General features: G+C 74.9%; 21 protein-coding genes. 13 read left to right on the top strand and 8 right to left on the bottom strand.

Translation table 11 applies throughout. The annotated features are described in order from the left end of the window. Positions 1-3: 3 nt before the first annotated feature. The 6 genes from AAEM63_RS17575 to AAEM63_RS17550 all read left to right on the top strand — a co-directional run bounded on the left by AAEM63_RS17575 (position 4) and on the right by AAEM63_RS17550 (position 5418). Positions 4-1059, top strand: a complete 1056-nt coding sequence (locus AAEM63_RS17575; protein WP_341359504.1) for a MoxR family ATPase — start codon at positions 4-6, stop codon at positions 1057-1059. Between the two features lie 5 nt (positions 1060-1064). Further along, positions 1065-1952: a DUF58 domain-containing protein gene (locus AAEM63_RS17570; RefSeq protein WP_341359503.1), complete on the top strand. Its 888-nt coding sequence runs from the start codon at positions 1065-1067 to the stop codon at positions 1950-1952. Beyond that, a complete protein-coding gene (locus AAEM63_RS17565; RefSeq protein ID WP_341359502.1) occupies positions 1939-2385 on the top strand; it encodes a hypothetical protein in 447 nt (148 codons plus the stop codon). Before AAEM63_RS17570 ends, AAEM63_RS17565 begins: the two co-directional genes overlap by 14 nt. Further along, positions 2382-3398, top strand: a complete 1017-nt coding sequence (locus AAEM63_RS17560) for a hypothetical protein (protein WP_341359501.1) — start codon at positions 2382-2384, stop codon at positions 3396-3398. The genes AAEM63_RS17565 and AAEM63_RS17560 overlap by 4 nt, the downstream gene beginning before the upstream one ends. Next, positions 3395-4411 carry a vWA domain-containing protein gene (locus AAEM63_RS17555; RefSeq protein WP_341359500.1) on the top strand — a complete coding sequence of 339 codons (1017 nt, stop codon included), beginning with the start codon at positions 3395-3397 and terminating at the stop codon, positions 4409-4411. Before AAEM63_RS17560 ends, AAEM63_RS17555 begins: the two co-directional genes overlap by 4 nt. 86 nt (positions 4412-4497) lie before the next feature. Next, positions 4498-5418 (top strand): PT domain-containing protein, encoded by a 921-nt coding sequence (locus AAEM63_RS17550; protein WP_341359499.1) that lies wholly within the window; start codon positions 4498-4500, stop codon positions 5416-5418. 1 nt (position 5419) lies between these two features. Here AAEM63_RS17550 and AAEM63_RS17545 read toward each other — a convergent pair whose 3' ends face one another. Beyond that, on the bottom strand, positions 5420-6034 hold the full coding sequence (locus AAEM63_RS17545) for a TetR/AcrR family transcriptional regulator (protein ID WP_341359498.1): 615 nt from the start codon (positions 6032-6034) through the stop codon (positions 5420-5422). A gap of 165 nt (positions 6035-6199) precedes the next feature. Here AAEM63_RS17545 and AAEM63_RS17540 point away from each other — a divergent pair, with 165 nt between their 5' ends. Further along, positions 6200-7150, top strand: coding sequence for a hypothetical protein (locus AAEM63_RS17540; RefSeq protein ID WP_341359497.1), 951 nt, complete (start codon positions 6200-6202; stop codon positions 7148-7150). Here AAEM63_RS17540 and AAEM63_RS17535 read toward each other — a convergent pair. The 6 genes from AAEM63_RS17535 to AAEM63_RS17510 all read right to left on the bottom strand — a co-directional run bounded on the left by AAEM63_RS17535 (position 7140) and on the right by AAEM63_RS17510 (position 14827). Further along, positions 7140-7574 carry an NUDIX domain-containing protein gene (locus AAEM63_RS17535; protein WP_341359496.1) on the bottom strand — a complete coding sequence of 145 codons (435 nt, stop codon included), beginning with the start codon at positions 7572-7574 and terminating at the stop codon, positions 7140-7142. The genes AAEM63_RS17540 and AAEM63_RS17535 overlap by 11 nt on opposite strands. A 46-nt stretch (positions 7575-7620) precedes the next feature. Continuing rightward, entirely contained in the window at positions 7621-8613 is a 993-nt protein-coding gene (locus tag AAEM63_RS17530; protein ID WP_341359495.1) for a transglutaminase family protein, read from the bottom strand. Continuing rightward, positions 8610-11060: a circularly permuted type 2 ATP-grasp protein gene (locus AAEM63_RS17525; protein WP_341359494.1), complete on the bottom strand. Its 2451-nt coding sequence runs from the start codon at positions 11058-11060 to the stop codon at positions 8610-8612. Before AAEM63_RS17525 ends, AAEM63_RS17530 begins: the two co-directional genes overlap by 4 nt. A 190-nt stretch (positions 11061-11250) precedes the next feature. Further along, the gene (locus AAEM63_RS17520) at positions 11251-11970 is read right to left on the bottom strand and encodes a hypothetical protein (RefSeq protein ID WP_341359493.1); all 720 of its coding nucleotides are present in this window, start codon (positions 11968-11970) and stop codon (positions 11251-11253) included. Positions 11971-12178: 208 nt separating this feature from the next. Next, the gene (locus tag AAEM63_RS17515) at positions 12179-13861 is read right to left on the bottom strand and encodes an alpha-amylase family protein (protein WP_341359492.1); all 1683 of its coding nucleotides are present in this window, start codon (positions 13859-13861) and stop codon (positions 12179-12181) included. 3 nt (positions 13862-13864) lie between these two features. Continuing rightward, a complete protein-coding gene (locus tag AAEM63_RS17510; protein WP_341359491.1) occupies positions 13865-14827 on the bottom strand; it encodes a TIGR03885 family FMN-dependent LLM class oxidoreductase in 963 nt (320 codons plus the stop codon). Positions 14828-14937: 110 nt separating this feature from the next. Here AAEM63_RS17510 and AAEM63_RS17505 point away from each other — a divergent pair, with 110 nt between their 5' ends. The 4 genes from AAEM63_RS17505 (at position 14938) to AAEM63_RS17490 (ending at position 18517) form a co-directional block, all read left to right on the top strand. Next, the gene (locus tag AAEM63_RS17505) at positions 14938-15648 is read left to right on the top strand and encodes a M50 family metallopeptidase (RefSeq protein ID WP_341359490.1); all 711 of its coding nucleotides are present in this window, start codon (positions 14938-14940) and stop codon (positions 15646-15648) included. 93 nt (positions 15649-15741) lie between these two features. Beyond that, positions 15742-16209, top strand: coding sequence for an STAS domain-containing protein (locus AAEM63_RS17500; protein ID WP_341359489.1), 468 nt, complete (start codon positions 15742-15744; stop codon positions 16207-16209). Between the two features lie 86 nt (positions 16210-16295). After that, the gene (locus AAEM63_RS17495) at positions 16296-16682 is read left to right on the top strand and encodes a DUF6394 family protein (RefSeq protein ID WP_123915328.1); all 387 of its coding nucleotides are present in this window, start codon (positions 16296-16298) and stop codon (positions 16680-16682) included. Between the two features lie 8 nt (positions 16683-16690). After that, a complete protein-coding gene (locus tag AAEM63_RS17490; RefSeq protein WP_341359488.1) occupies positions 16691-18517 on the top strand; it encodes an NAD-binding protein in 1827 nt (608 codons plus the stop codon). Positions 18518-18532: 15 nt separating this feature from the next. On the opposite strand, the gene AAEM63_RS17485 is transcribed toward AAEM63_RS17490, so the two are convergent. After that, positions 18533-18883 (bottom strand): metalloregulator ArsR/SmtB family transcription factor, encoded by a 351-nt coding sequence (locus AAEM63_RS17485; protein ID WP_341359487.1) that lies wholly within the window; start codon positions 18881-18883, stop codon positions 18533-18535. A gap of 102 nt (positions 18884-18985) precedes the next feature. Between AAEM63_RS17485 and arsM the strand changes: the two genes are divergently transcribed. Then, positions 18986-19801 carry an arsenite methyltransferase gene (gene arsM / locus AAEM63_RS17480; protein ID WP_341359486.1) on the top strand — a complete coding sequence of 272 codons (816 nt, stop codon included), beginning with the start codon at positions 18986-18988 and terminating at the stop codon, positions 19799-19801. Further along, entirely contained in the window at positions 19801-20022 is a 222-nt protein-coding gene (locus AAEM63_RS17475; protein ID WP_341359485.1) for a hypothetical protein, read from the top strand. The genes arsM and AAEM63_RS17475 overlap by 1 nt, the downstream gene beginning before the upstream one ends. The last annotated feature ends 1 nt before the right edge of the window (position 20023 follow it).

The raw sequence follows: 20023 nt of genomic DNA, 5'->3' as shown, positions 1-20023 counted from the left end.
GCCATGACCGATCCCGCGCCCGGCCCGCCCTCCTGGCGCGCCCAGCCCGCGCAGCAGCACCGCACCCAGCTCCAGGGCGGGACGATCACCGGGGTCGAGACCGAGCGGGCGGCCGAGCTCCTCGACCGGGTGACGGCGATCTTCCGCCGGCACGTGGTGGGGCAGGAGGGGCTGCGCACCGCGCTCGTCTCGACCCTCCTCGCCGGGGGGCACGTCCTCCTGGAGTCGGTGCCGGGCCTGGCCAAGACCACCGCGGCGCAGACCCTCGCCGGTGCCGTCTCGGCCCGCTTCCACCGGATCCAGTGCACCCCGGACCTCATGCCCAACGACATCGTGGGCACCCAGATCTACAACTACGCCACCGGGGAGTTCACCACCCAGCTGGGCCCCGTCCACGCCAACTTCGTCCTCCTGGACGAGATCAACCGCTCCTCGGCCAAGACCCAGTCGGCGATGCTCGAGGCGATGCAGGAGCGCCAGACGTCGATCGGCGGGGAGATCTACCCCGTCCCGCGCCCCTTCATGGTCCTCGCCACCCAGAACCCCATCGAGGAGGAGGGCACGTACGTCCTGCCCGAGGCGCAGATGGACCGCTTCCTCATGAAGGAGGTGCTCACCTACCCCGAGCCGGGCGAGGAGGTGGAGATCCTCGACATGGTCGTCGGCGGCCGCAGCCCGGCCGCCGCCCGGGAGCCGATCGCTCTGGAGGACGTCGCCTTCCTCCAGGACCTCACCGACCGGGTGTACGTGGACACCTCGATCAAGCAGTACGTCGTCGCCCTCGTCAACACCACCCGCGGCGGCGGGCCGCGGCCCCTGCCGGGCTGGAGCGACCACGTCCGGGTCGGTGCCTCCCCGCGCGGGGCCATCGCGCTCATGCGGGTCGCCCAGGCCGTGGCGGTCCAGGAGGGACGCACCTACGTCGTCCCGGACGACGTCAAGCGGCTGCGGCACGCCGTCCTGCGCCACCGCCTCGTGCGCACCTACGACGCCCTCGCCGACGACGTCGCCCCCGAGTCCCTCGTCGACGCCGTCTTCGCCACGGTGCCCACCCCCTGACGGCCGTGTCGACCGCCTCGCGTCTGGCGATGGTCCGGGCCCGCATCGACCTGCCGACGGTGCGCCGGGCGACCGGGCTCCTCGACGGCCGTCACCGCTCGGTCTTCTCCGGCCACGGCCAGGACTTCGACGACCAGGTCGAGTACCGCCCCGGGGACGACGTCACCGACATCGACTGGAAGTCCTCCGCCCGGGCGGGGATCCCGATCATCCGGCGGTTCGTCCGCGAGTCCAACCTCGCGATGGTCCTCGCGGTCGACACCGGCCGGAACATGGCGGCCGCCGCCCCCTCGGGCGAGCCCAAGGCCGCCGTGGCCCTCCTCGTCGCCGACGTCGTGGCCTACCTCGCGCGCACCCGCGGGGACTCCGTCGCCCTCGTCGCCGGCGACGCCGGGCGGCTCACCCAGGTCCCCGGCCGGCACGGCACCGCCCACCTGGAGATGCTCCTGCGCCTGCTCGAGCGCGACCTCACCCTGGCGGCCCCCGCGTCGGACCTCGGCCGGGTGCTCGACCGGGTGCTGACGTGGTTCACCCGCCGCTCGCTCGTCGTCGTCATCACCGACGAGGCGCGCCCGGAGCCCGCCCACGAGGAGGCGCTGCGCCGGCTGCGCACCCGGCACGAGGTCATCGTCGTCGCCGTGGCCGACCTGCCCGCCACGGCCCCGGGCGCGGGCGCCGTGCTCGACGTCGACGGCGGGGAGCCCCTGCCGGCGTTCCTGCGCGTGGACCCGCGTCTGCACGAGGAGGCGGTGGCGACCGCCGCCCGGCGCCGGGCCGCCGTCGCCGCGGTGCTGCGCCGCCGGGGCATCGAGCACGTGAGCGTCAACGGCACCGGCGAGGTCGTGGACCGGCTCGTCGAGCTCCTCGGGAGGCAGCGCCGTGCCCGCCGGTGACGTCCTCCCGCCCGAGGCCTACCACTGGTGGGTGCCGGTGGTCGGGGTGGTCCTCCTCCTCGCCGTCGCGCTCTGGTACTGGCTCGTCCACCGGCTGACCCGGCCGCGGCCCGCGCCGGCGCCCGAGATGCCGGCCGGGCTGCGGCGCCGGTACGAGGAGGCCGTCGAGGCCGAGTACGCCCGCTACCGCGCCGGTGAGCACGACCTGCGGGTGCTCCACCTCGAGCTCGCCCGCACCATGCGGGCGTTCGCGTCCGAGCGTATCGGCACCGACGTGCGGGCCTGGACCCGCCGGGAGGTCTCCGGGTACGACCCCACCCGCCGGGTCGGCTCCCTCCTGGCCACCTGGGAGGAGCCCAGCTTCGCCCGCCGCTCGGACGCCGAGGCCGCCACCTCCGCCGCCCGCGCCCGGGAGGTGATCCGCCGGTGGTGAGCCCGTGGCTGGTCCCGCTCGTCCTCGCCGCCGTCGCGGCCGCGGCCGTCGCCGGGTGGCTCGGCCGCCGCCCCGCGCGCGGGGCGGGCCGGGCCGTGACCTGGGTGGCGAACTCGGCCTACCTGCGCGCCCTGCCCGGCTACGCCCGGCGGCTGCGCGTGCTGCGCGGCGGCCTCGCCGTCGCGGCCGCCGGGCTGGTCCTGGCCGCCGTCGCCACGGCGGCCCTCAGCGCCCGGCCCGTGGACCGGGACGTGCGGTCGGAGATCCTCGCCACCCGCGACATCGTGCTCTGCCTGGACGTCTCGGGCTCGATGATCGAGCTCGACAGCGAGATCGTGCGGACCTTCGGCCGGCTGGTCGACTCCTTCGAGGGGGAGCGGATCGCGCTGAGCGTCTGGAACAACACCTCCCGCACGGTCTTCCCCCTCACCGACGACTACGCCCTGGTCGAGGAGGAGCTCGACGCGGCAGCGACCGCCCTGGACTTCGACCTCGACTCGTGGGTGTACGACCCGGAGGCCCTCGCGCGGCTCGAGGGCTTCCTCACCGGGACGGTGTCGCTGGACAACGAGTCGTCCTCGCTCGTCGGCGACGGGCTGGCCTCCTGCGCGCTGGCCTTCGACGAGGCCGAGACCGACCGCTCCCGCTCGATCATCCTGGCCACCGACAACCTTGTCCTGGGCACACCGATCTACTCCCTCCTCGAGGCCCACGACCTCGCGTCCGAGCGCGACGTCACCGTCCACGCCCTCTACGCCTCGCTCGACGACGCCGGCTCGGACGTGGCCCGGGACGAGCTCGATGCGGTCACGACCGGGGGCGGCGGGCTGTTCTTCGAGGCGGACGACCCCTCCGCGGTGGACGGCATCATCGCCGACATCACCGCCCAGCAGGCGGTCGACCTCGACGCCGACCCCGAGGTGGTCGTCACCGACCGGCCCGACCGGTGGTACGGCTGGCTCGTGGCCGGTCTGCTCGTCCTCCTCGGCGTGCTGTGGCGGGTGCGCGCATGATCCTGCGTCTGGTGTGGCCGGTGTGGGCCCTCGTCCTCGTCCTCACCCCGCTCGTCGGCGTCGTCCTGGCCGGCTGGCTCGGGGCGCGCCGCGGTGGCGACCCCGGTGCGTGGCCGCGCCGCGGCGCCATCGTGCTCGCGACCGTCGTCATCGGCCTCGCCCCGGCGGTGCCGGCCGAGACCCGCACCGTCGAGACCAACGCGGAGGTCTTCTTCGTCGTCGACCGGACCGGCTCGATGGCCGCGGAGGACCACGACGGCGCCCGGCCGCGGCTGGACGGCGTGCGGGAGGACGTCGCCGCGCTGGTCGAGGCGCTCCCCGCGGCGCGCTACTCGATCATCGGGTTCGACTCCCAGGCCGCCCGCCAGCTCCCGCTGACCACCGACGCGCGGGCGGTGCGGACGTGGACCCAGACCCTCCGCCAGGAGATCACCGCCTACTCCGCGGGCTCCTCGCTCGACCGCCCCCTGCCCGCGCTCACCGAGGCGCTGGAGGGGGCCGCCGAGCGCAACCCGGCCAACGTCCGGCTCGTCTTCCTCCTCACCGACGGCGAGAACACCGACGGCGCGCCACCCACCGCCGCGGCCGGCTACGAGGCGCTGGCGCCGCTGGTCGACGCCGGGGCCGTGCTGGGGTACGGCACCGCGCAGGGCGGGCGGATGCGCTCCTACGACGGCACCGCGACAACGGGCGCCGGCACCGACGCGCCGTTCATCCTCGACCAGACCCGGCCCGGCTCCCCGCCCGCCGTCTCCCGGATCGACGAGGACAACCTGCGCCGCCTCGCCGCGGCCCTCGGCGTCCCGTACACCCACCGCGTGGGCCCGGGCGGCCTCGCCGACCTGGTGGCCGGCGTCGACGTCGAGGAGCTCGCCGCCGACGGTCGCCGCGACATCAGCACCTACCGCGACGTCACGTGGCCGGTCGCGCTCGTCCTGGCCGGGCTCCTCGCGTGGGAGGCGTACGCCCTGGCTGCGCGCTGGCGGCGGCTGCGACCGGCGGTGGCCCCGTGAGGCCGTCCGTGCCCGGCGGCGCACCGGTGCCCCCGGCCGCACGAGGCGGTGGCACGGCGGCACACCTCGCCCGGCGGCGACGGCGGATGCTGGCCTGGTCGGCCCCGCTGGTCCTCCTGCTCCTGCTCGCCGGCAGCCTGCTGGTGGGGGTCAGCCTCGCGAGCGCCCTGGCGCGCACCGCCTACGACGCGGGAGACCACACCGTCGCCGCGGCGAGGTACGACCGGCTCAAGCCCCTCACCGCCGTGGTGGTCGAGCCGTGGAAGGCATGGTTCAACACGGGCACCGCGACCCTGCGCGCCGGGGAGGCGTTCGCGGCCACCGAGGAGCTGCGCGGCGCGCTGGTCCGGGTCCCGGCCGGGACGACCGGTGACGACGGTGCCCCGGACCCCGCGACACCGGAGTGCCGGGTCCGGACCAACCTCGCGCTCGCCCTCGAGACCATGGGCGACGAGGCGATCGCCCAGGGGGATCCGGCGATGGCGGTACTGCGCTACACCGAGGCGATGGACGTCATCGGCCCCTGCACCTCGGACGGCGAGTCAGCGGCCGAGCCCCCGGAGGAGCCGACCGAGGAGCCGACCGAGGAGCCCACGGAGGAGCCCACCGGACCGCCGAGCGACGAGCCCTCGGGTGACCCGAGCGACGAGCCCTCGGGTGACCCGAGCGACGAGCCGACGGAACCAGGCACCGAGCCGTCGGACCCGCGATCGAGCGAGCAACCCACCGACCCGGCCGAGGAGCCGACGGAGCCCGGCGAGCAGCCCACGGGCCCGGCCGACACCGCCGAGGAGCGGCTCAAGGACAAGGCCGCCCGGGCCGAGGAGGAACGGCGCTCACCACCACCGCCCCCCTCCGACGACGGGAGCGGCGGCCAGGAGGCCCCGGCGCCACCGCCGGACCCGCAGCAGCGCGAGCTCGAGCAGCGCAACCAGGACGCCGAGCGGGACCGGCAGGAGCAGCAGCAGCGGCAGGGCGGCGGGTCCGGCGGGGGCCAGAGCTGGTGACTCAGGCGGCCCCGGCCCGCAGCGGAGCCGCCGCGCCGACGGCACGCAGGACGAAGAGCTCGGTGGCGTCGATGAAGTCCGACCGGGCGGGCTCCTCGCGGGGGACCCGACGGCCGCTGAGGCAGGCGTGGACGAGCTGGACGACGGCGTCGAGGTGCTGGCGCGGGACGTCACCGGCGGCGATCGCCCGCGCCAGGATGTCGCGGAGCACGGTCTCGACCTGACCGACGTGCGAGCGCAGCCGGTGGGCGGCGTCGTGGGAGACGACCTCACGCAGGTCCGGACCGGGCGCCAGGTGGTAGGAGCGCTCGAGGCGCAGCTGCTCGCGCACGTACACCCGCAGCTGCTCGACGGGTTCGTCGACCTCGGCGAGCGCCTGGGTCAGCGCGTCGACGTACACCGAGGTCTCGTGCTCGATGAACGCCAGCAGCATCGACTCCTTGTCGGGGAAGTGGTTGTACACCGCGGTGCGTCCGATCCCGGCGTCGCCCGCGATGTCCGCGAGGGAGATCGCGTCGAAGCCCCGCTCGCGCATGAGCCGCGAGAGGGAGGCGAACAGGGCGCTGCGGGTCCGCTCGCGGTGCTCCGCGAGGGAGCTTCCGATGATCTTGGGCACCGCACCATGATGCCACTTGCTGACGCCCGGCGGTGAATCGTCGTGAAAGTGCCCGACGGGTGTCGGCCGGCCCGGCCGTGGGCGGGGAGCGAGGGGGCGGGAGGCCCCGCGGGGGGGCGCGGCGCTGGCCTACGCTCAGCCTGAGCACCACGGTGAGGGGACACGATGACCAGGCCCGAGGACTTCTCCGCCTACGACGCGGCGGACCCCGGCACCCAGCCGGCCGAGCTGGCCCGGATGGCCGAGCTGCGCCCCGACCTGCGCGTCCTCGTGGCTGCGAACCCCGCGACGCCGCCGGAGGTGCTGGCGAGCCTGGGGGCGCTCGGCGACGTCGCCGTGGACGCGGCGCTGCGCCGGCGGGCCGGGCTCACCGAGACGTTCGCGGTCTCGCCCACCACCCGCCTGCCCGTCGCGCCACCCCCGCCCGGCGGGTATCCCGCGGGGCCCCGGAACCCCTATGCCCCCGGGAGCTCCTACCCGGGGGACCGTGACCCCGCCGCTCCCGACGTGCGGGACCCGTACGGGGCGCCGCCCGGTGCCCCGGGCGGCGCCGGGACCTACCTGGGCGGGGAAGGTACCTACCCGCGCGGCCCGGGTACCTACCCGGGGGACGGGCACCCAACCGGGACCCACACGGGAGGGGCGTATGCCGCCGGAGAGGCCAGCTACCCCGGCGGTCCTTACCCCGGCGGCCCCTACCCCGGCAGCCCCGGCTACGACGGTGCGGGCTACGGCGGCTCCCAGGCGCCGTGGGAGACGGCGACCCCGGAGCGCGCCGGCCGCGGCGTCGTGCGGTGGATCGTCGTCGGCGCGGTGGCCGTGATCGCGGTCGTGGTCCTCGTGGCGGTCATGCTCGGCCGTGCGGCGGACCCGGCGCCCGGCCCCACCGGACCGGTTGCCACCGACGCACCGGCGAGCGGCTCGCCCGACGCGTTCGCCTACGGCGACGACCCCTACTTCGACGCGCTGTGGGACTCGTGCGAGAACGGTGACGCCCAGGCGTGCGACGACCTGTTCCAGGAGTCCCCGATCGACTCCGAGTACGAGGAGTTCGGCGCCTCGTGCGGCGGCCGCTTCCCCGGCACCGAGGAGTGGTGCGTCGACGTCATGGGGTGACGTGCGCGGCGGTGGTCGCACGCAGGGCGGCGACGATGGGCCGGTCGGGGTCCAGCCAGTCGAGGTCGTCGAGCGCCGCGTGACCCACCCAGCGGACCTCGGCGTGGTCCTGGAGCGGCTCGGGGGTCCCGGCCACCAGCTCGGCCAGCCACACCCGCATGGTGAGGTGGTGCAGGATCGGCCAGTCGCCGTCGTCGGGGCCCGGGAGGACGTCCCCGAGCCGGACCCGCACGCCGAGCTCCTCCGCGAGCTCGCGGTGCAGGGCGTCGGCCGGCGTCTCGTCCGGCTCGACCTTCCCGCCGGGGAGCTCCCACCGGCCGGCGAGGTCGGCCGGGGCGGAGCGCCGCGCGCACAGCGTCCGGGTGGGCCGGTCGAGGGAGTCCACGATCGCCGCGGCGACGACGAGCTTGCGGGGACGGTCCATGACGTCGAGGGTAGCCAGCCGCTCAGCGCGGTGCGGTCACGGGCGCTCAGCGCGGGACGGCGAGCCCGGCGGACCGCTCCTCGGCCAGCTCGCCGGCGGTCAGCGGCCACAGGTCCACCCCGACCTCCGGGCGGGCGCCCCCGCCGGAGGAGTAGACGATGCCCCGCAGGGGCGAGACGTCGCGGAAGTCCCGGCCCCAGCCGAGGAGGACGTACCGGTTGTCGATGAACTGGTCGTTGGTGGGGTCGATGTGGACCCACCCGCCGCCCGGGATCCAGGCGGCGACCCAGGCGTGAGAGGCGTCGACGCCGCGGAGCTTCTCCTTTCCGGGCGCCGGGATCGTCTCGATGTAGCCCGAGACGTACCGCGCGGCGAGGCCGAGCGAGCGCAGACCGGCGATCATGACGTGCGCGAAGTCCTGGCAGACCCCGGTGCGGCGCTCGAGCAGCTCCGGCAGCCGGGTGTGCACCGTGGTCGCGCCGGGCCTGTAGGTGAACTCCGTGCGGATGCGGTGGGAGAGGTCGGCGACTGCGCGCACGAGAGGTGTGCCGCGGCCGAAGGAGGGCAGGGCGTACTCCAGCGCCTCCTCGCCGGGCTCGACGAGCTCGGAGGGCAGGGCCGACTCGACCACCGTGAGGACCGACGACGGTCCCTCGCCCTGACCGCCGTGACCGGTCGAGCGCATGCTGCTCACCGCGGCGACCGCCTGCTCCCAGGGCACCTGCGGGACGCTGGTGGGGTCGAGGCGGCGGCGGGTGACCGTCAGGAGCGAGACGGCCTCCACCTCGAGCACGGTGTGCTCCTGCGTGACGTGGAACCACGTGGAGCGGTTGCCGTGGATGTCGACGTGCCCCGCGGTCTCGGCCGGCGTCGGGGTGACCGTGAGGCCGGCCGCGTGCACCCGTTGGCCGTGCCCGTCGCGGGGCAGCAGCGTCGCGAGCCCGTACGAGCTCGTGACCGTCTCGGGGTAGCGGTAGAGGGTGCGGTGCACCAGCCGGTAGTGCCGCTCCTGCTCGGACCGGCCGCGCTCGCCGCTCATCGCTCCCACCCCTCCTCGCTCCACCGGACGGGCACGGGCTGGGCGAGGTGGACCCGGGTGATCTCCGTGGTGAGCTCGCCGAGGCGCCAGCGCATCGACTCCAGCGTCTGCGCGAGCTGGACGCGGCGGGCCACGGCGTCCTGGTGACCGTCGACCCGGGCGGGGTCGAGCTCGTCGAGGAGGTCGAGGACCTCCTGGAGGAGCTGGTCGCGCCCGGCGGCGCCGGTGACCAGGGCGGGCAGCGCGGCGAGGTGGCCGGCGAGGGAGTCGAGCTGGTAGGCCAGCGCACGCGGGTTGGACCGGTCCAGGAGGAGGAGCTGGACCAGCTCGCCGACGCCGCCGCCGGGGTGGCGTCGGCGGAAGGTGATGATCGACTCGTTCGCGATGAGGACGGACTCCGACACGAGCTCGGCGACGGCGGTCTCGCGGCGCTCGGTGACGGTCGCCTCGAGCGTGGCGACGAGGCGCTGGGCCCGCTCGAGCCGGCGGCCCACCTCCAGCAGGTGCCAGCCGGCGTCGCGGACGAGCGACTCGGCGTAGATGCCGTGGAGGGCGAGGAGCCCCTCGAGCAGGCGGCCGAGGACCGTGCCGAGGCCGGACTCGTCGTCGCGCCGGCGGGTGCGCTCACGGCGCAGCGTGCGCTCGAGGGAGGACAGCGCCAGCCACACGTCGGGGGTGAGGTTGTCACGCACGGCCGCGGCGCTGCGCCCCATGCGCGCCACGCACCAGGCCACCGACCCGTCCAGCGCCGCGTCGGAGACGAGCATCGGCAGCGGGGCGTCCGCCGTCGTCTCGTGCAGGGCGCCCAGGAGCACCGTGAGGGCCGCCTCGCCGGGTGAGCCGGCCGGGGCGCCCGGCCGGGCGTGGTAGTCGTCCCAGCGGTCGGCGACGGCGAGGAGCAGGCGCACGGTGGACTCGGCACGCTCGGTGAGGCGACCGAGCCGGAACAGGTCCGCCGCGGCGCGCGGCGAGATGGTCGCCACCCCCGGGCGCAACGGCTGCAGCAGCACCGGCGCGGTCTCGGGCTCCGAGGCGAGGACCCACACGTCCTTGGCGGTCCCGCTCAGGCCCGGGATGCCCGCGGCGGCCTGCGGGTCCGGGCCCACCCGGCCCACGCCGCCGCTCATGACCGCGTAGCCCTCGCCCGCGGCGACGGCGAAGGTGCGCAGGGAGGTGCGCCGGGGTACGAGGGAGCCCTCGGAGACCGTGGGCGTGGTCGAGGCCTCCACCGGCTCCTGGCCCACCCACGCCGAGGGGTGGGCCGAGATGCGCGCGGCGAGGTCGGCCCGCTCGCCGAGTGAGAGGAGCCAGCCGAGCACGGGAGGCTCGTGGCCGGACGTCGACCGCACGACGAGCCGGCCGAGGTTGGCGATGACGTGCGAGCACATCGCCCGGTCCCCGCACCAGTACGTCAGGGCCGAGGGCAGCGCGAGCTCCTCGTCGCGCAGGGCCCGGGACAGCCGCGGGAGGTAGGTGAGCAGGGCCGGGTTCTCCAGCACTCCCGCGCCGAGGGTGTTGACGATCGTCACCGCCCCGGTCCGGGCGGCGTGCAGCAGGCCCGGGGTTCCCACGCGCGAGGTGCGGTCGAGCTCGAGGGGGTCGGTGCTCGCGGCCGGCACCCCGCGCAGGAGGACGTCGACCCGCTCCCGCCCGCCCAGGGAGCGGCTCCACACGTGGCCGTCGGCGACGACGAGGTCGCTGCCCTGCACGAGCGGCAGCCCCAGCATCGCCGAGAGGTAGGCGTGGTCGAACGCCGACGGGTCGCTCGGACCAGGGGCCAGGACGGCGGCGTGCGGGGCGTCGCCGGCGGCGCTCGGTGCGGCCTCGCGGAGCGCCAGGGCCAGGGCCTGGAAGAAGGGCCCCACACGGCGGGTGCGTGACTGGCGGTAGAGGCCGGCGAGGATCTCGGAGACGACGCGCCGGTCGGCCATCGCGTACCCCAGCCCCGCCGGCACGTCGGTGGTGTCCGCGAGGACGGTCCAGGCGCCGTCGGCGTTGCGCACGAGGTCCGCCGAGGCGTGGAGCAGCTGCCGACGCCCCGGGTTGCCCACGTGGTCCGCGCCGCGCAGGAACCCGGGGTGCCCGAGGACGATCTCGGGCGGCAGCAGGCCCGAGGTGAGGAGGCGGCGATCGCCGTAGAGGTCGGCGAGCACCTGGTCGAGGAGCTCGCTGCGCTGGCGCAGCGCCCCCTCGAGGCGATGCCACTCCGCCTCCTCGACGAGGACCGGCAGGGGGTCGAGCTGCCACCCGTCGCCGGACTCGCCGTACGGCACGCCCTGGTCCTGGAGCAGGGCGACGACGTCGGCCTGCCGGGCGAGCAGCTCCTCCGCCTGGCCCAGGTGGGCGTGGACCGCCAGCTCGGTCCAGGCGGCGCGGGCGCTGCCGGTGGCCTGGAGCATCTCGTCGTGGCCCGGACCGTTGGCGCGGTAGGACTCCAGCAGGTCCACCAAGGTTCCTCCAGGTCCGTGGCCGCGGGCCCGGCGCGCGCTCTGCAAGGCGAGGTAAAGCGGTGCGCCGGCCGTTCGGCGCAGACTTTACTGATGATTTGCCCGGGGTGCACCCTCCTGGGAGCTTCGTGTCGTGGGAAGCGGGCCCGGTCGTGAGGGCGGTGCTCGGTGAGGCGGCGGGCCGGTGCGGTCAGGCGGCCCGGGCGGTCGCGGTCGCCGGGAGCAGCGCGGTGACGGGCCGCCACTGCTGGTGCAGGCCGCGCCGGTGGGGGCGCCGGACGTCACGGACCATCACCCCGCGGGCGGCGAGCTGGCGGCGGAGCAGCTCGGCGTCGCCGAGGGAGCCCGCGCCGAGCGCCCGCGAGCGCGCCCACAGCAGCCGGTGCACCGGGGAGTCCAGGACCGGGTCGGTGCTCACCCATGCGGAGAACGAGGTGGCGTGGGGGTCGGCCGCCAGCGGCGCCGGGTACCCGTGCTGGGCGAGAGCCGCCCGGAGGCGGTCCCGGTCGAGGCGGCACCGGACCCGGGCCAGCTCGACCCCGCCGGGCCCGAGGAGCACGAGGTCGCCGTCGGCCACGATGCCGGTGATGAGCCGTCTGGGCACGCTCACCCGCGCGTCGGCCCACGTGAGCGTGATGGCCCGGGGCCCCACGGTGGCGCGCAGGCACTCACCGAGCAGGGTGATCGCGGCGACGAGGCCGAGGAGGAGGCCCAGCCCGGCGCCCACGAGGAGGCCGGTGGGCTCGCCGGCGTAGCCGCCGCGGCCGAGGACCCCGTCGTAGAGGGGCGTGACCTGGGCGAACCACTCGGTCGTAAGGGCGAGCGCGGTGCCGACGAGGGCGCCGAGCACCGGCAGTCCGAGCCGCATCCGCAGACGGACCGGGAGGCTCTGTGCGACGACGGTGTGCATCTGCCCGTCCCCTTCCCGCGCGGCGACCGCGCGTACCCCCCATGTGTGCCGTGCCGCCCGTCTCTTGCAGCGGCTCGGCACCAGCATGGTGGGGCACGAGCGGAACCCGCATCGCCCGCGAGGATGAGATCCCTCCACCCGTGGTGGGGGATCACCCCTAGGTGGGTCTCCCCCAGGTGGGCACGGGCTGCGGTCGGGCGGGGCCGACCTAGACCAGGCGCCGCTCGCCGGGGTGCTGCACGCGCAGCCACCGGTAGCCGTACCCGTCCAGCGCCAGCTCGAGACGGCCGTCCTCGCCGGCGGTGCACACGCCCTCCTGCAGCAGGTCGACGAGCTCGGTGCCGGGCTCCTCGTCGAGGGTGAGCGGCACGGTGAGGGCGTCAGGGCCGAAGTTGTGCAGCAGGACCATGGACGCGGTGTCCCACGACGTGCGGTGCGCGAGCACCGACGTGTGGGGCTGGTCGAGGACCTCGTAGGTCCCCCAGCCGAGCTCGGGGCACTCGCGGTAGCGCCGTGCCATGGCGCTGACGTGGGTGAGGAGCGACTCCGGGTCGCGCCGGGCGTCGGCGACGTTGACGTGCTCGGGTCCGTACGAACCGCTCACCACCGGGGCGATGAGGTCCTCCGGGTCCGCGGTCGAGAACCCGCCGGTGGGGTCGTTGGCCCACTGCATCGGCGTGCGCACCGCGAGGCGGCCGGGCCGGTCGAGGTTCTCGCCCATCCCGATCTCCTCACCGTAGAAGAGCACCGGGGTGCCGGGCAGGGCGAAGAGCAGGGAGTAGGCCATCTTGATCCGGCGCGGGTCCCCGCCCAGCATCGGTGGCACCCGTCGCTTGAGGCCCCGGCCGTAGAGCTGCATCTCGGGCTCGGGCCCGAAGGCCGCGAAGACCTCCTGGCGCTCGGTCTCGCTGAGCTTGTCCAGGGTGAGCTCGTCGTGGTTGCGCAGGAAGTTGGCGTACTGCGAGTCCGGGGAGATCTTGTCCACCGGCCGGTCCGTCAGCGCCTTGGCCAGCGGCCTGGCGTCGTGGCGGGCGAGGGAGAGGTAGATCGCCTGCATGCCGACGAAGTCGAACATCATCGTCAGCTCGTCGCCGTCCGTGCCGCCGAAGAACTCCACCTGGTCCTTGAACGGCACGTTGACCTCGCCCAGGAGGATGCCGTCGCCGCTGCGGCGCTGGAGGAACTGGCGCAGCGACCGGAGGTACTCGTGGGGCTCGGAGAAGTCCTTCTTGTCCCGGTCGGACATGCCCAGGTCGTTGAGGAAGAAGGGCACCGCGTCCACGCGGAAGCCGTCCAGGCCGAGCTCGAGCCAGAAGCCCATGACCTTGGCGATGGCGTCCTGGACGATCGGGTTGGCGATGTTGAGGTCGGGCTGGTGCTTGTAGAAGTGGTGGAGGTACCACTCGCCCGTCGCCTTGTCCTTCTCCCAGATCGAGTCCTCCTGGTCGGGGAAGACGACCTCGGCGCTGGTGTCCGGCGGCGGGTCCGAGCGCCAGACGTAGAAGTCCCGGTAGGGGTTGTCCTTGCTCTTGCGGGACTCGACGAACCACGGGTGCTGGTCGGAGGTGTGGTTGACGAGCAGGTCGGCGATCACCCGCATCCCGCGGTCCTTCGCGGTGCGGATGAGCTCGACGAGGTCGCCGTGGTCGCCGAAGCGGGTCTCCACGCCGAAGAAGTCGGCGACGTCGTAGCCGTCGTCGAGGTTGGGGGAGGGGTAGAAGGGCATGAGCCACAGGCAGGTCACGCCGATCTCGGCGAGGTAGTCCACCCGCTGCGCGAGCCCCTCGAGGTCGCCCACGCCGTCGCCGTCGGAGTCGAAGAACGTCTCCACGTCGAGGCAGTAGATGACCGCGTTCTTGTACCAGAGGTCGGAGGTGTCGGTGATGCGCATGTCTCAGGCCTCCTTGAGGGCCGGCAGGACCGTGGACCCGGCGACGTCGAGCCAGCGCGCCTGGTCCTGGCCCACGAAGTGCAGGTAGATCTCGTCGAAGCCGAGCTCGGTGTACTCGTGGATCCACCCCACGTGCTGGGCGGGGTCCGCGGAGATCCGTACCGCCCCGCGAACGGTGTCCACGGTGACGTCGCGGCTGGCGACGTCGAAGTGCTCCGCGGTGGGCAGGTCCAGGCTCAGCGGTGCGTCGAAGACGTTCGAGCGCCACTGGTCGTGGGCGATGGCCTCCGCCTCCGCCTTGTCCGGGGCCCAGGAGAGGTGGACCTGCAGCGCGAGGGGGCCCTTGCCGCCGCCGTCGCGGTAGGCGCCGACGACGGCGCGGAGCTTGTCGTGGGGCTGGTTGATGGTGATCATCCCGTCCGCCCACGTCGCCGCCCGGGCGGCCGTCGGCGGCGTGATCGCGGTCGCGAGCAGGGGCACGGGGGTCGAGGGGAGGTCGTAGAGCCGGGCCCGGTCGACCGTGACGAGCCCGTCGTGGGTGACCTCGTGGCCGGCGTGCAGGCGCCTGATGACGTCGACGCACTCCTCGAGGCGGCGCTGACGCACGTCCTTCGTGGGCCAGGGGTCACCGGTGACGTGCTCGTTCATCGCCTGCCCGGAGCCGAGCGCCACCCAGTACCGCCCGGGGAACATCTCGCCCAGGGTCGCCGTGGCCTGCGCGACGATCGCCGGGTGGTAGCGCTGCCCGGGGGCGTTGACCGAGCCGATCCGCAGCGACGTGGTCGCCAGGGCCGCGCCCAGCCACGACAGCGTGAAGCCCGAGTGGCCCTGGCGCTCGCTCCACGGGGAGAAGTGGTCCGAGGACATCGCCATGTCGAACCCGGCCTGCTCGGCGGTGCGGACGTCCGCGAGGAGCCGGCTGGGGGAGATCTGCTCGTGCGAGGCGTGGAATCCGTAGGTGGTCACCCCCTGTGTGTATCGCGGCGGCGGCGGCTTCGCCTCCCGGGAGCCGCCGGCGCCCCTGCCGTGCGGGGCGGTGGCGCCCGGGCCGGTGCCCCTCGGGGGAGGATGGGCCGGTGGAGTCGTGGTGGGAGCAGGCGTGGGCACGGCTCCAGCCGGTCGCACCCGCCCCGGACGGGGCGACGACCGGGCTCGTCGTCCTCGCGGTCGTCGTCGCTGCCCTCGTCGTGCCCCCGCTGTGGCGAGCCACCCGGGTGCTCGTCACGGTCGTCCACGAGCTCGGGCACGGCCTGGTCGGCGTCGCCGTCGGCCGGCGGTTCACCGGCCTCGTGCTGCGCGCGGACATGTCCGGGCACGCGGTGACGGTCGGGCCGGCCCGCGGCGCCGGTCTCGTCATGTCGACGTGGGCCGGGTACCCGGCGCCCGCCGTCGTGGGCGCGGTCGCCCTCCACCTCGCCACGGCCGGCTGGGCCGGACCCGTCCTCGGGGCGACGACGGCGGTGCTCCTCGCCGCACTCGTACGGGTGAGGTCGCTCTACACCTCCGCCGTCGTGGTCGCGCTGGTGCTCGCGACCGCGGCGCTGTGGTGGTGGGGCGAGCCGCTGCTGCGGGCGCAGGCGCTCGCGGGCCTGGGCCTGTTCCTGCTGCTCGGGGCATGGCGGCACGTCGGTGCGCTCCTCCGCCGGCCCGGGCGCGGCTCCGACCCCGCCGTCCTCGCCCGGCTCACCCGCGTGCCCGCCGCGCTGTGGGTGCTGGGCTTCGTCGTCGTCCTCGCCGGCGCGAGCTGGTGGGCGCTGGCGCCGGTGCGGCTGCTCTCGGGCTGGTGAGCCTGTCCGGTTCGACGCTGGTCAGGTCCGGGTTTACGGTGTATGACTGATGACCTCCGGTCCGGACGGGCCGGGACCCCGCGAGAGGTGACCATGCCCGAAACCCTGCCGGTCGGTGACCGAGGTTCCGTAGCGGTGCTCACGTCCCCCACCCGGACGAGGCTGGTGCTGGCCGGCGAGCTCGACATCAGTCACAACCGCGAGCTGCGCGAGGCGGTGCGGTCGGTGCTGGCGCTGGACCTGCCGGTCGACGTCGACATGCGGAACCTCACCTTCATGGACTCCTCGGCGCTCGCCGCGTTCAGCCGGCTCGCCTACCGCTCGTCCGCACGGCCCCGGCTCATCCAGCCGCCCGACGTCGTCGTGTTCCTGCTCGAGGTCACCGCCATGGGCGACGTCGTCGAGGTCCTCGACCACGACCCGGGCTTCCCCGGCGCCACCGGCGGGCCGGAGACCGGCGACGGCACCGCGGAGGGGGCCCCCGCCGCTGCCGACGGCGTCGCCGACGCCGCCGCCGCCGACGGCGTCCCCGAGGACGGCGTCGCCACCGACGCCGTCTGACCCGCCGGGCCCCCGTTCCCCGGTGCCGCCACCACCGGCGTCGCTACGCTGTCCCACGACGGCGTCGCTGACGGACGGAGCGGCCGATGAACCTCGAGAAGGTCATCTTCGGGTTCTTCGTCGTCCTCGCGGCCACGCTGAACTTCGGGTTCTTCATCGGCCCCATCGACGACCCCGCGCTCCACAACGTGTACGAGCTCTTCGCGGCGGTGGTGGTCAACCTCGTCGCCACGGTGCTGAAGTTCGGTGACCGCACGCAGATCGGGGCCGTCCACCTCGCCACCAGCCTCGTGGCCGACCTCCAGCTCATCGCGGCGGCCGCCGTCTGGGCCTACGCCTCCTCGGTGACCGACGGCCCGCTGAGCGTCGAGGCCATCTCCTCGGTCGTCTCCCTCTCGGGGGGTGCGCTCCTGGCGAACCTCGTCTCGATCACGCTGCTCCTCGTCGAGACCGTCTCGTTCCACCGCCGCTGAGGCACGCCGTGGGCAACCCGCTCCTGCTCTTCTGGTACCGCCTCTTCGGCCGGGAGATCGTCCCGGCCGGGCCGGCGCCGCAGGAGCAGCAGATGCCCACCGCCGCGCAGGCCAGCGCGACGGTCTTCCTCGTCCTGCGCCGCATGCGGGCCCCGCTCATCGTGCTCATCACGATCTTCGCGGTGAGCGTCCTCGGGCTCATGGTCATCCCGGGCCTCGACGACGCCGGCGAGCCGTACCGGATGGGTCTGCTCGACGCCTTCTACGTCATGAGCTACACCGCCACGACGATCGGCTTCGGCGAGATCCCCCACCCGTTCACCGAGGCGCAACGGGCCTGGGTGACGGTCGTGATCTACCTGTCCGTCGTGGGCTGGGCGTACGCCCTCGGCACCCTGTTCGGCCTGCTCCAGGACCGCGACTTCCGCCACGCGCTGACCACCCAGCGGTTCGTGCGCAAGGTCCGGCGGATGGGCGAGCCGTTCCTCCTCGTCGCCGGGCACGGCCAGACCGGCCAGCTCCTCGGGGACTCCCTCGACGTCCTGGGCAGGCGTTTCGTCGTCCTGGACACCTCGAGCGAACGCATCGCCGACCTCGACCGGGACGCCTACCACTCCGACGTCCCGGGCCTCGCGGCAGACCCGGCCGACCCCGGGAACCTCCTCGCGGCCGGGCTCGGTCACACCCGCTGCGTCGGGGTCCTCGCGCTCACCGACGACGACGAGGCGAACCTGGCGGTGACGATGGCCGCGAGCATCCTGCGCCCGGGGGTGCCGGTGGTGGCCCGGGCCTTCACCGCCCGCTCCGCCGAGCGCATGCGCGCCTTCGGTGCGACGGTCATCAACCCGTTCGACGCCTTCGGGGACCACCTCCGTCTCGCGGTCCAGGCCCCGGCGTCCTACCAGCTGCGCCAGTGGCTGACGTCCCTGCCGGGCGAGCCCATGCCGCCGCGCCGGGCGCCGCTGCGGCCGGGACGGTGGGTGGTCTGCGGGTACGGGCGGTTCGGGCAGGAGGTGACCGCGGACCTGCGCGCGAGCGGGGTCGAGGTCACGGTCGTCGACGCCGGGACGACGACGAGCCCGGACCCGGACGTCGTGGTCGTCGACGGCACGGAGGCCGAGATGATGGCGGCGGCCGACGTCGCGACGGCCGCCGGCGTCATCGCCGCGAACGACGACGACGTCGCCAACCTCGCCCTGGTCGCGGCCGCGCGTCGCGCCCACCCGGGGGTCTTCGTCGTCGCGCGGCAGAACCGCCGGCCCGACGAGGCGCTGTTCGACGCCGCCGCGATCGACCTCGTGCTCGTCCCGCCCGAGGTCACCGCGCACGAGGTGCTCGCCCACCTCGGCAGCGACGTGCTGCTGCGGTTCCTCCAGCAGATCCCCGCGCGCGGCGACGCCTGGGCGGAACGGCTCCTCGCCCGGCTGGCCGCGCGCGGCGGGCGCCGGGACCTGACGATCTGGCAGCACGACCTCGCCGCCGCGCCGTCGCTGCTGTCCTGGCTGAGCAGCGGTGAGGCGCACCTGGGCGACCTCCTGCGGGACCCCCGCGACCGCGACCACCCGCTCGGCGCGGTGGCGCTGATGGTGGTGCGCGGGGCGCAGGACGTCTGCACGCCGGACGACGACTTCGTCCTCGCTCCGGGCGACTCGCTGCTGATGGCCGGACGGGCGGGGGCGCGTCAGGACCTGGAGAACATCGCCGTCGACGAGGCCACCCGCGAGTACGTCGTCCACGGCCGCGAGGTGCCCTCGGGCTGGTTCTGGCGCCGGCTCGCCCGTCGGCGGCGCGCCGCCGCCCCGGGCGCCGAGGGCGAGGAGCTGGTCAGGCGTTGACGGGCGAGGAGCTGGTCAGGCGTTGACGGGCGCGGCGGACGTGCTCAGGACCACCGCCAGGGAGTCCAGCGCCGAGGGGACGACCGTGTAGAACATGTTGACCCCCCGCTTCTCCCGGGTGAGGACCCCCGCGTCCACCAGGACCTTGAGGTGATGGGACACCGTGGGCTGGCTCAGGCCCACCGGCTCGGTGAGGTCGCAGACGCACATCTCCCCGCCGTCGCCGGCGGCGATGAGGGACAGCAGCCGCAGGCGCGTGGGCTCGGCGATCGCCTTGAGCCGGACGGCGAGCGTGGCCGCGTCGTCGGCGCTGATCGTCTCCCGGGTCAGGGGCGCGCAGCAGGGCGTGGCGTCGGGGGTGCTCATGACACCCCAGCCTACAACGAGCATCGACGCGGGTCGATATTGACAACAGTCGATAGCAGTGCCAGAGTCAGCCCATCGAGATCTATCAATGGAAGGATCGTCATGGGACAGCAGGGGTCCACCGGTGCGGAGGAGCTCCGCGAGCAGGTCCGGGCGCACTACGCCGCGGCGGCCGTCTCGGTCGGCCGGGCCGGGTGCTGCGGGCCGGACGACGGCGCCACGGGCGGATGCTGCGGCTCCGGCGGGTGCGGCGCGCCCGTCGAGGACGACCCCGCCTTCGGTGCGGTGCTCTACCCGCGGGCCGAGCTCGAGCTGCTCCCCGTGGAGGCGTCCCTCGCGTCGCTCGGCTGCGGGAACCCCGTCGCTGTCGCCGACCTCCACCCGGGGGAGCGGGTGCTCGACCTCGGCTCCGGCGGCGGGATCGACGTCCTCCTCTCGGCGCGCCGGGTGGGGCCGACGGGCTTCGCCTACGGCGTCGACATGACCGAGGAGATGCTGGGCCTCGCCCGGGCGAACGCCGCCAGGGCGGGGGCCACGAACGTGGAGTTCCTCCAGGGGACCATCGAGCAGGTGCCGCTGCCCGACGGCGCCGTCGACGTCGTCGTCTCGAACTGCGTGGTCAACCTCTCCGCCGACAAGCCGGCCGTGCTCGCCGAGATGTTCCGGGTGCTCGCCCCCGGCGGGCGGGTGGGGATCAGCGACGTCGTCGCCGAGGACCACCTCACCTCCGCCGAGCGGGCCGAGCGGGGCAGCCACGTCGGGTGCATCGCCGGTGCGCTCTCGCGGACCGAGTACACCGAGGGACTGGCCGCGGCGGGCTTCACCGACGTCGCGGTCACCTTCACCCACGAGGCGGCGCCGGGCATGCACGCCGCGATGGTGCGGGCCCGCAAGCCGCGCCGGACCGAGGAGGACTGATGGACTGGACCACCCTGCACCGTCTGCACGAGATCGAGGCGGTCGCCGCGGGCTCGCGCCGGCACGTGGACGCGGGCCGGGTCGCCGGCGCCCGGCCGGGCCGCGGTGCGCCTCGGCGGCGACCGGCCCCCTGGGCGGCGGCCGTCCTCGGCCGCGTCGCGGCCGTGCGCGGCCGTCGGGTGACGTGGGGCGCACCGGTGGCCTGCGCGACCTGCGCCTGAG

Origin of the sequence: Georgenia sp. M64, from assembly GCF_038049925.1 — a bacterium.
Taxonomy (GTDB): domain Bacteria; phylum Actinomycetota; class Actinomycetes; order Actinomycetales; family Actinomycetaceae; genus Georgenia.
The sequence above is the reverse complement of the archived record's forward strand: the minus strand, read 5'-3'. Positions and strand labels throughout refer to the sequence as shown.

Excerpts from the sequence above, each read along its gene's own strand:
- AAEM63_RS17575 (WP_341359504.1), top strand. The coding sequence starts at position 4 with ATGACCGATCCCGCGCCCGGCCCGCCCTCCTGGCGCGCCCAGCCCGCG.
- AAEM63_RS17555 (WP_341359500.1), top strand. The coding sequence starts at position 3,395 with ATGATCCTGCGTCTGGTGTGGCCGGTGTGGGCCCTCGTCCTCGTCCTC.
- AAEM63_RS17550 (WP_341359499.1), top strand. The coding sequence starts at position 4,498 with ATGCTGGCCTGGTCGGCCCCGCTGGTCCTCCTGCTCCTGCTCGCCGGC.
- AAEM63_RS17540 (WP_341359497.1), top strand. The coding sequence starts at position 6,200 with ATGACCAGGCCCGAGGACTTCTCCGCCTACGACGCGGCGGACCCCGGC.
- AAEM63_RS17535 (WP_341359496.1), bottom strand. The coding sequence starts at position 7,574 with ATGGACCGTCCCCGCAAGCTCGTCGTCGCCGCGGCGATCGTGGACTCC.
- AAEM63_RS17530 (WP_341359495.1), bottom strand. The coding sequence starts at position 8,613 with ATGAGCGGCGAGCGCGGCCGGTCCGAGCAGGAGCGGCACTACCGGCTG.
- AAEM63_RS17520 (WP_341359493.1), bottom strand. The coding sequence starts at position 11,970 with ATGCACACCGTCGTCGCACAGAGCCTCCCGGTCCGTCTGCGGATGCGG.
- AAEM63_RS17515 (WP_341359492.1), bottom strand. The coding sequence starts at position 13,861 with ATGCGCATCACCGACACCTCCGACCTCTGGTACAAGAACGCGGTCATC.
- AAEM63_RS17500 (WP_341359489.1), top strand. The coding sequence starts at position 15,742 with ATGCCCGAAACCCTGCCGGTCGGTGACCGAGGTTCCGTAGCGGTGCTC.
- AAEM63_RS17495 (WP_123915328.1), top strand. The coding sequence starts at position 16,296 with ATGAACCTCGAGAAGGTCATCTTCGGGTTCTTCGTCGTCCTCGCGGCC.
- AAEM63_RS17485 (WP_341359487.1), bottom strand. The coding sequence starts at position 18,883 with ATGAGCACCCCCGACGCCACGCCCTGCTGCGCGCCCCTGACCCGGGAG.
- arsM (WP_341359486.1), top strand. The coding sequence starts at position 18,986 with ATGGGACAGCAGGGGTCCACCGGTGCGGAGGAGCTCCGCGAGCAGGTC.
- AAEM63_RS17475 (WP_341359485.1), top strand. The coding sequence starts at position 19,801 with ATGGACTGGACCACCCTGCACCGTCTGCACGAGATCGAGGCGGTCGCC.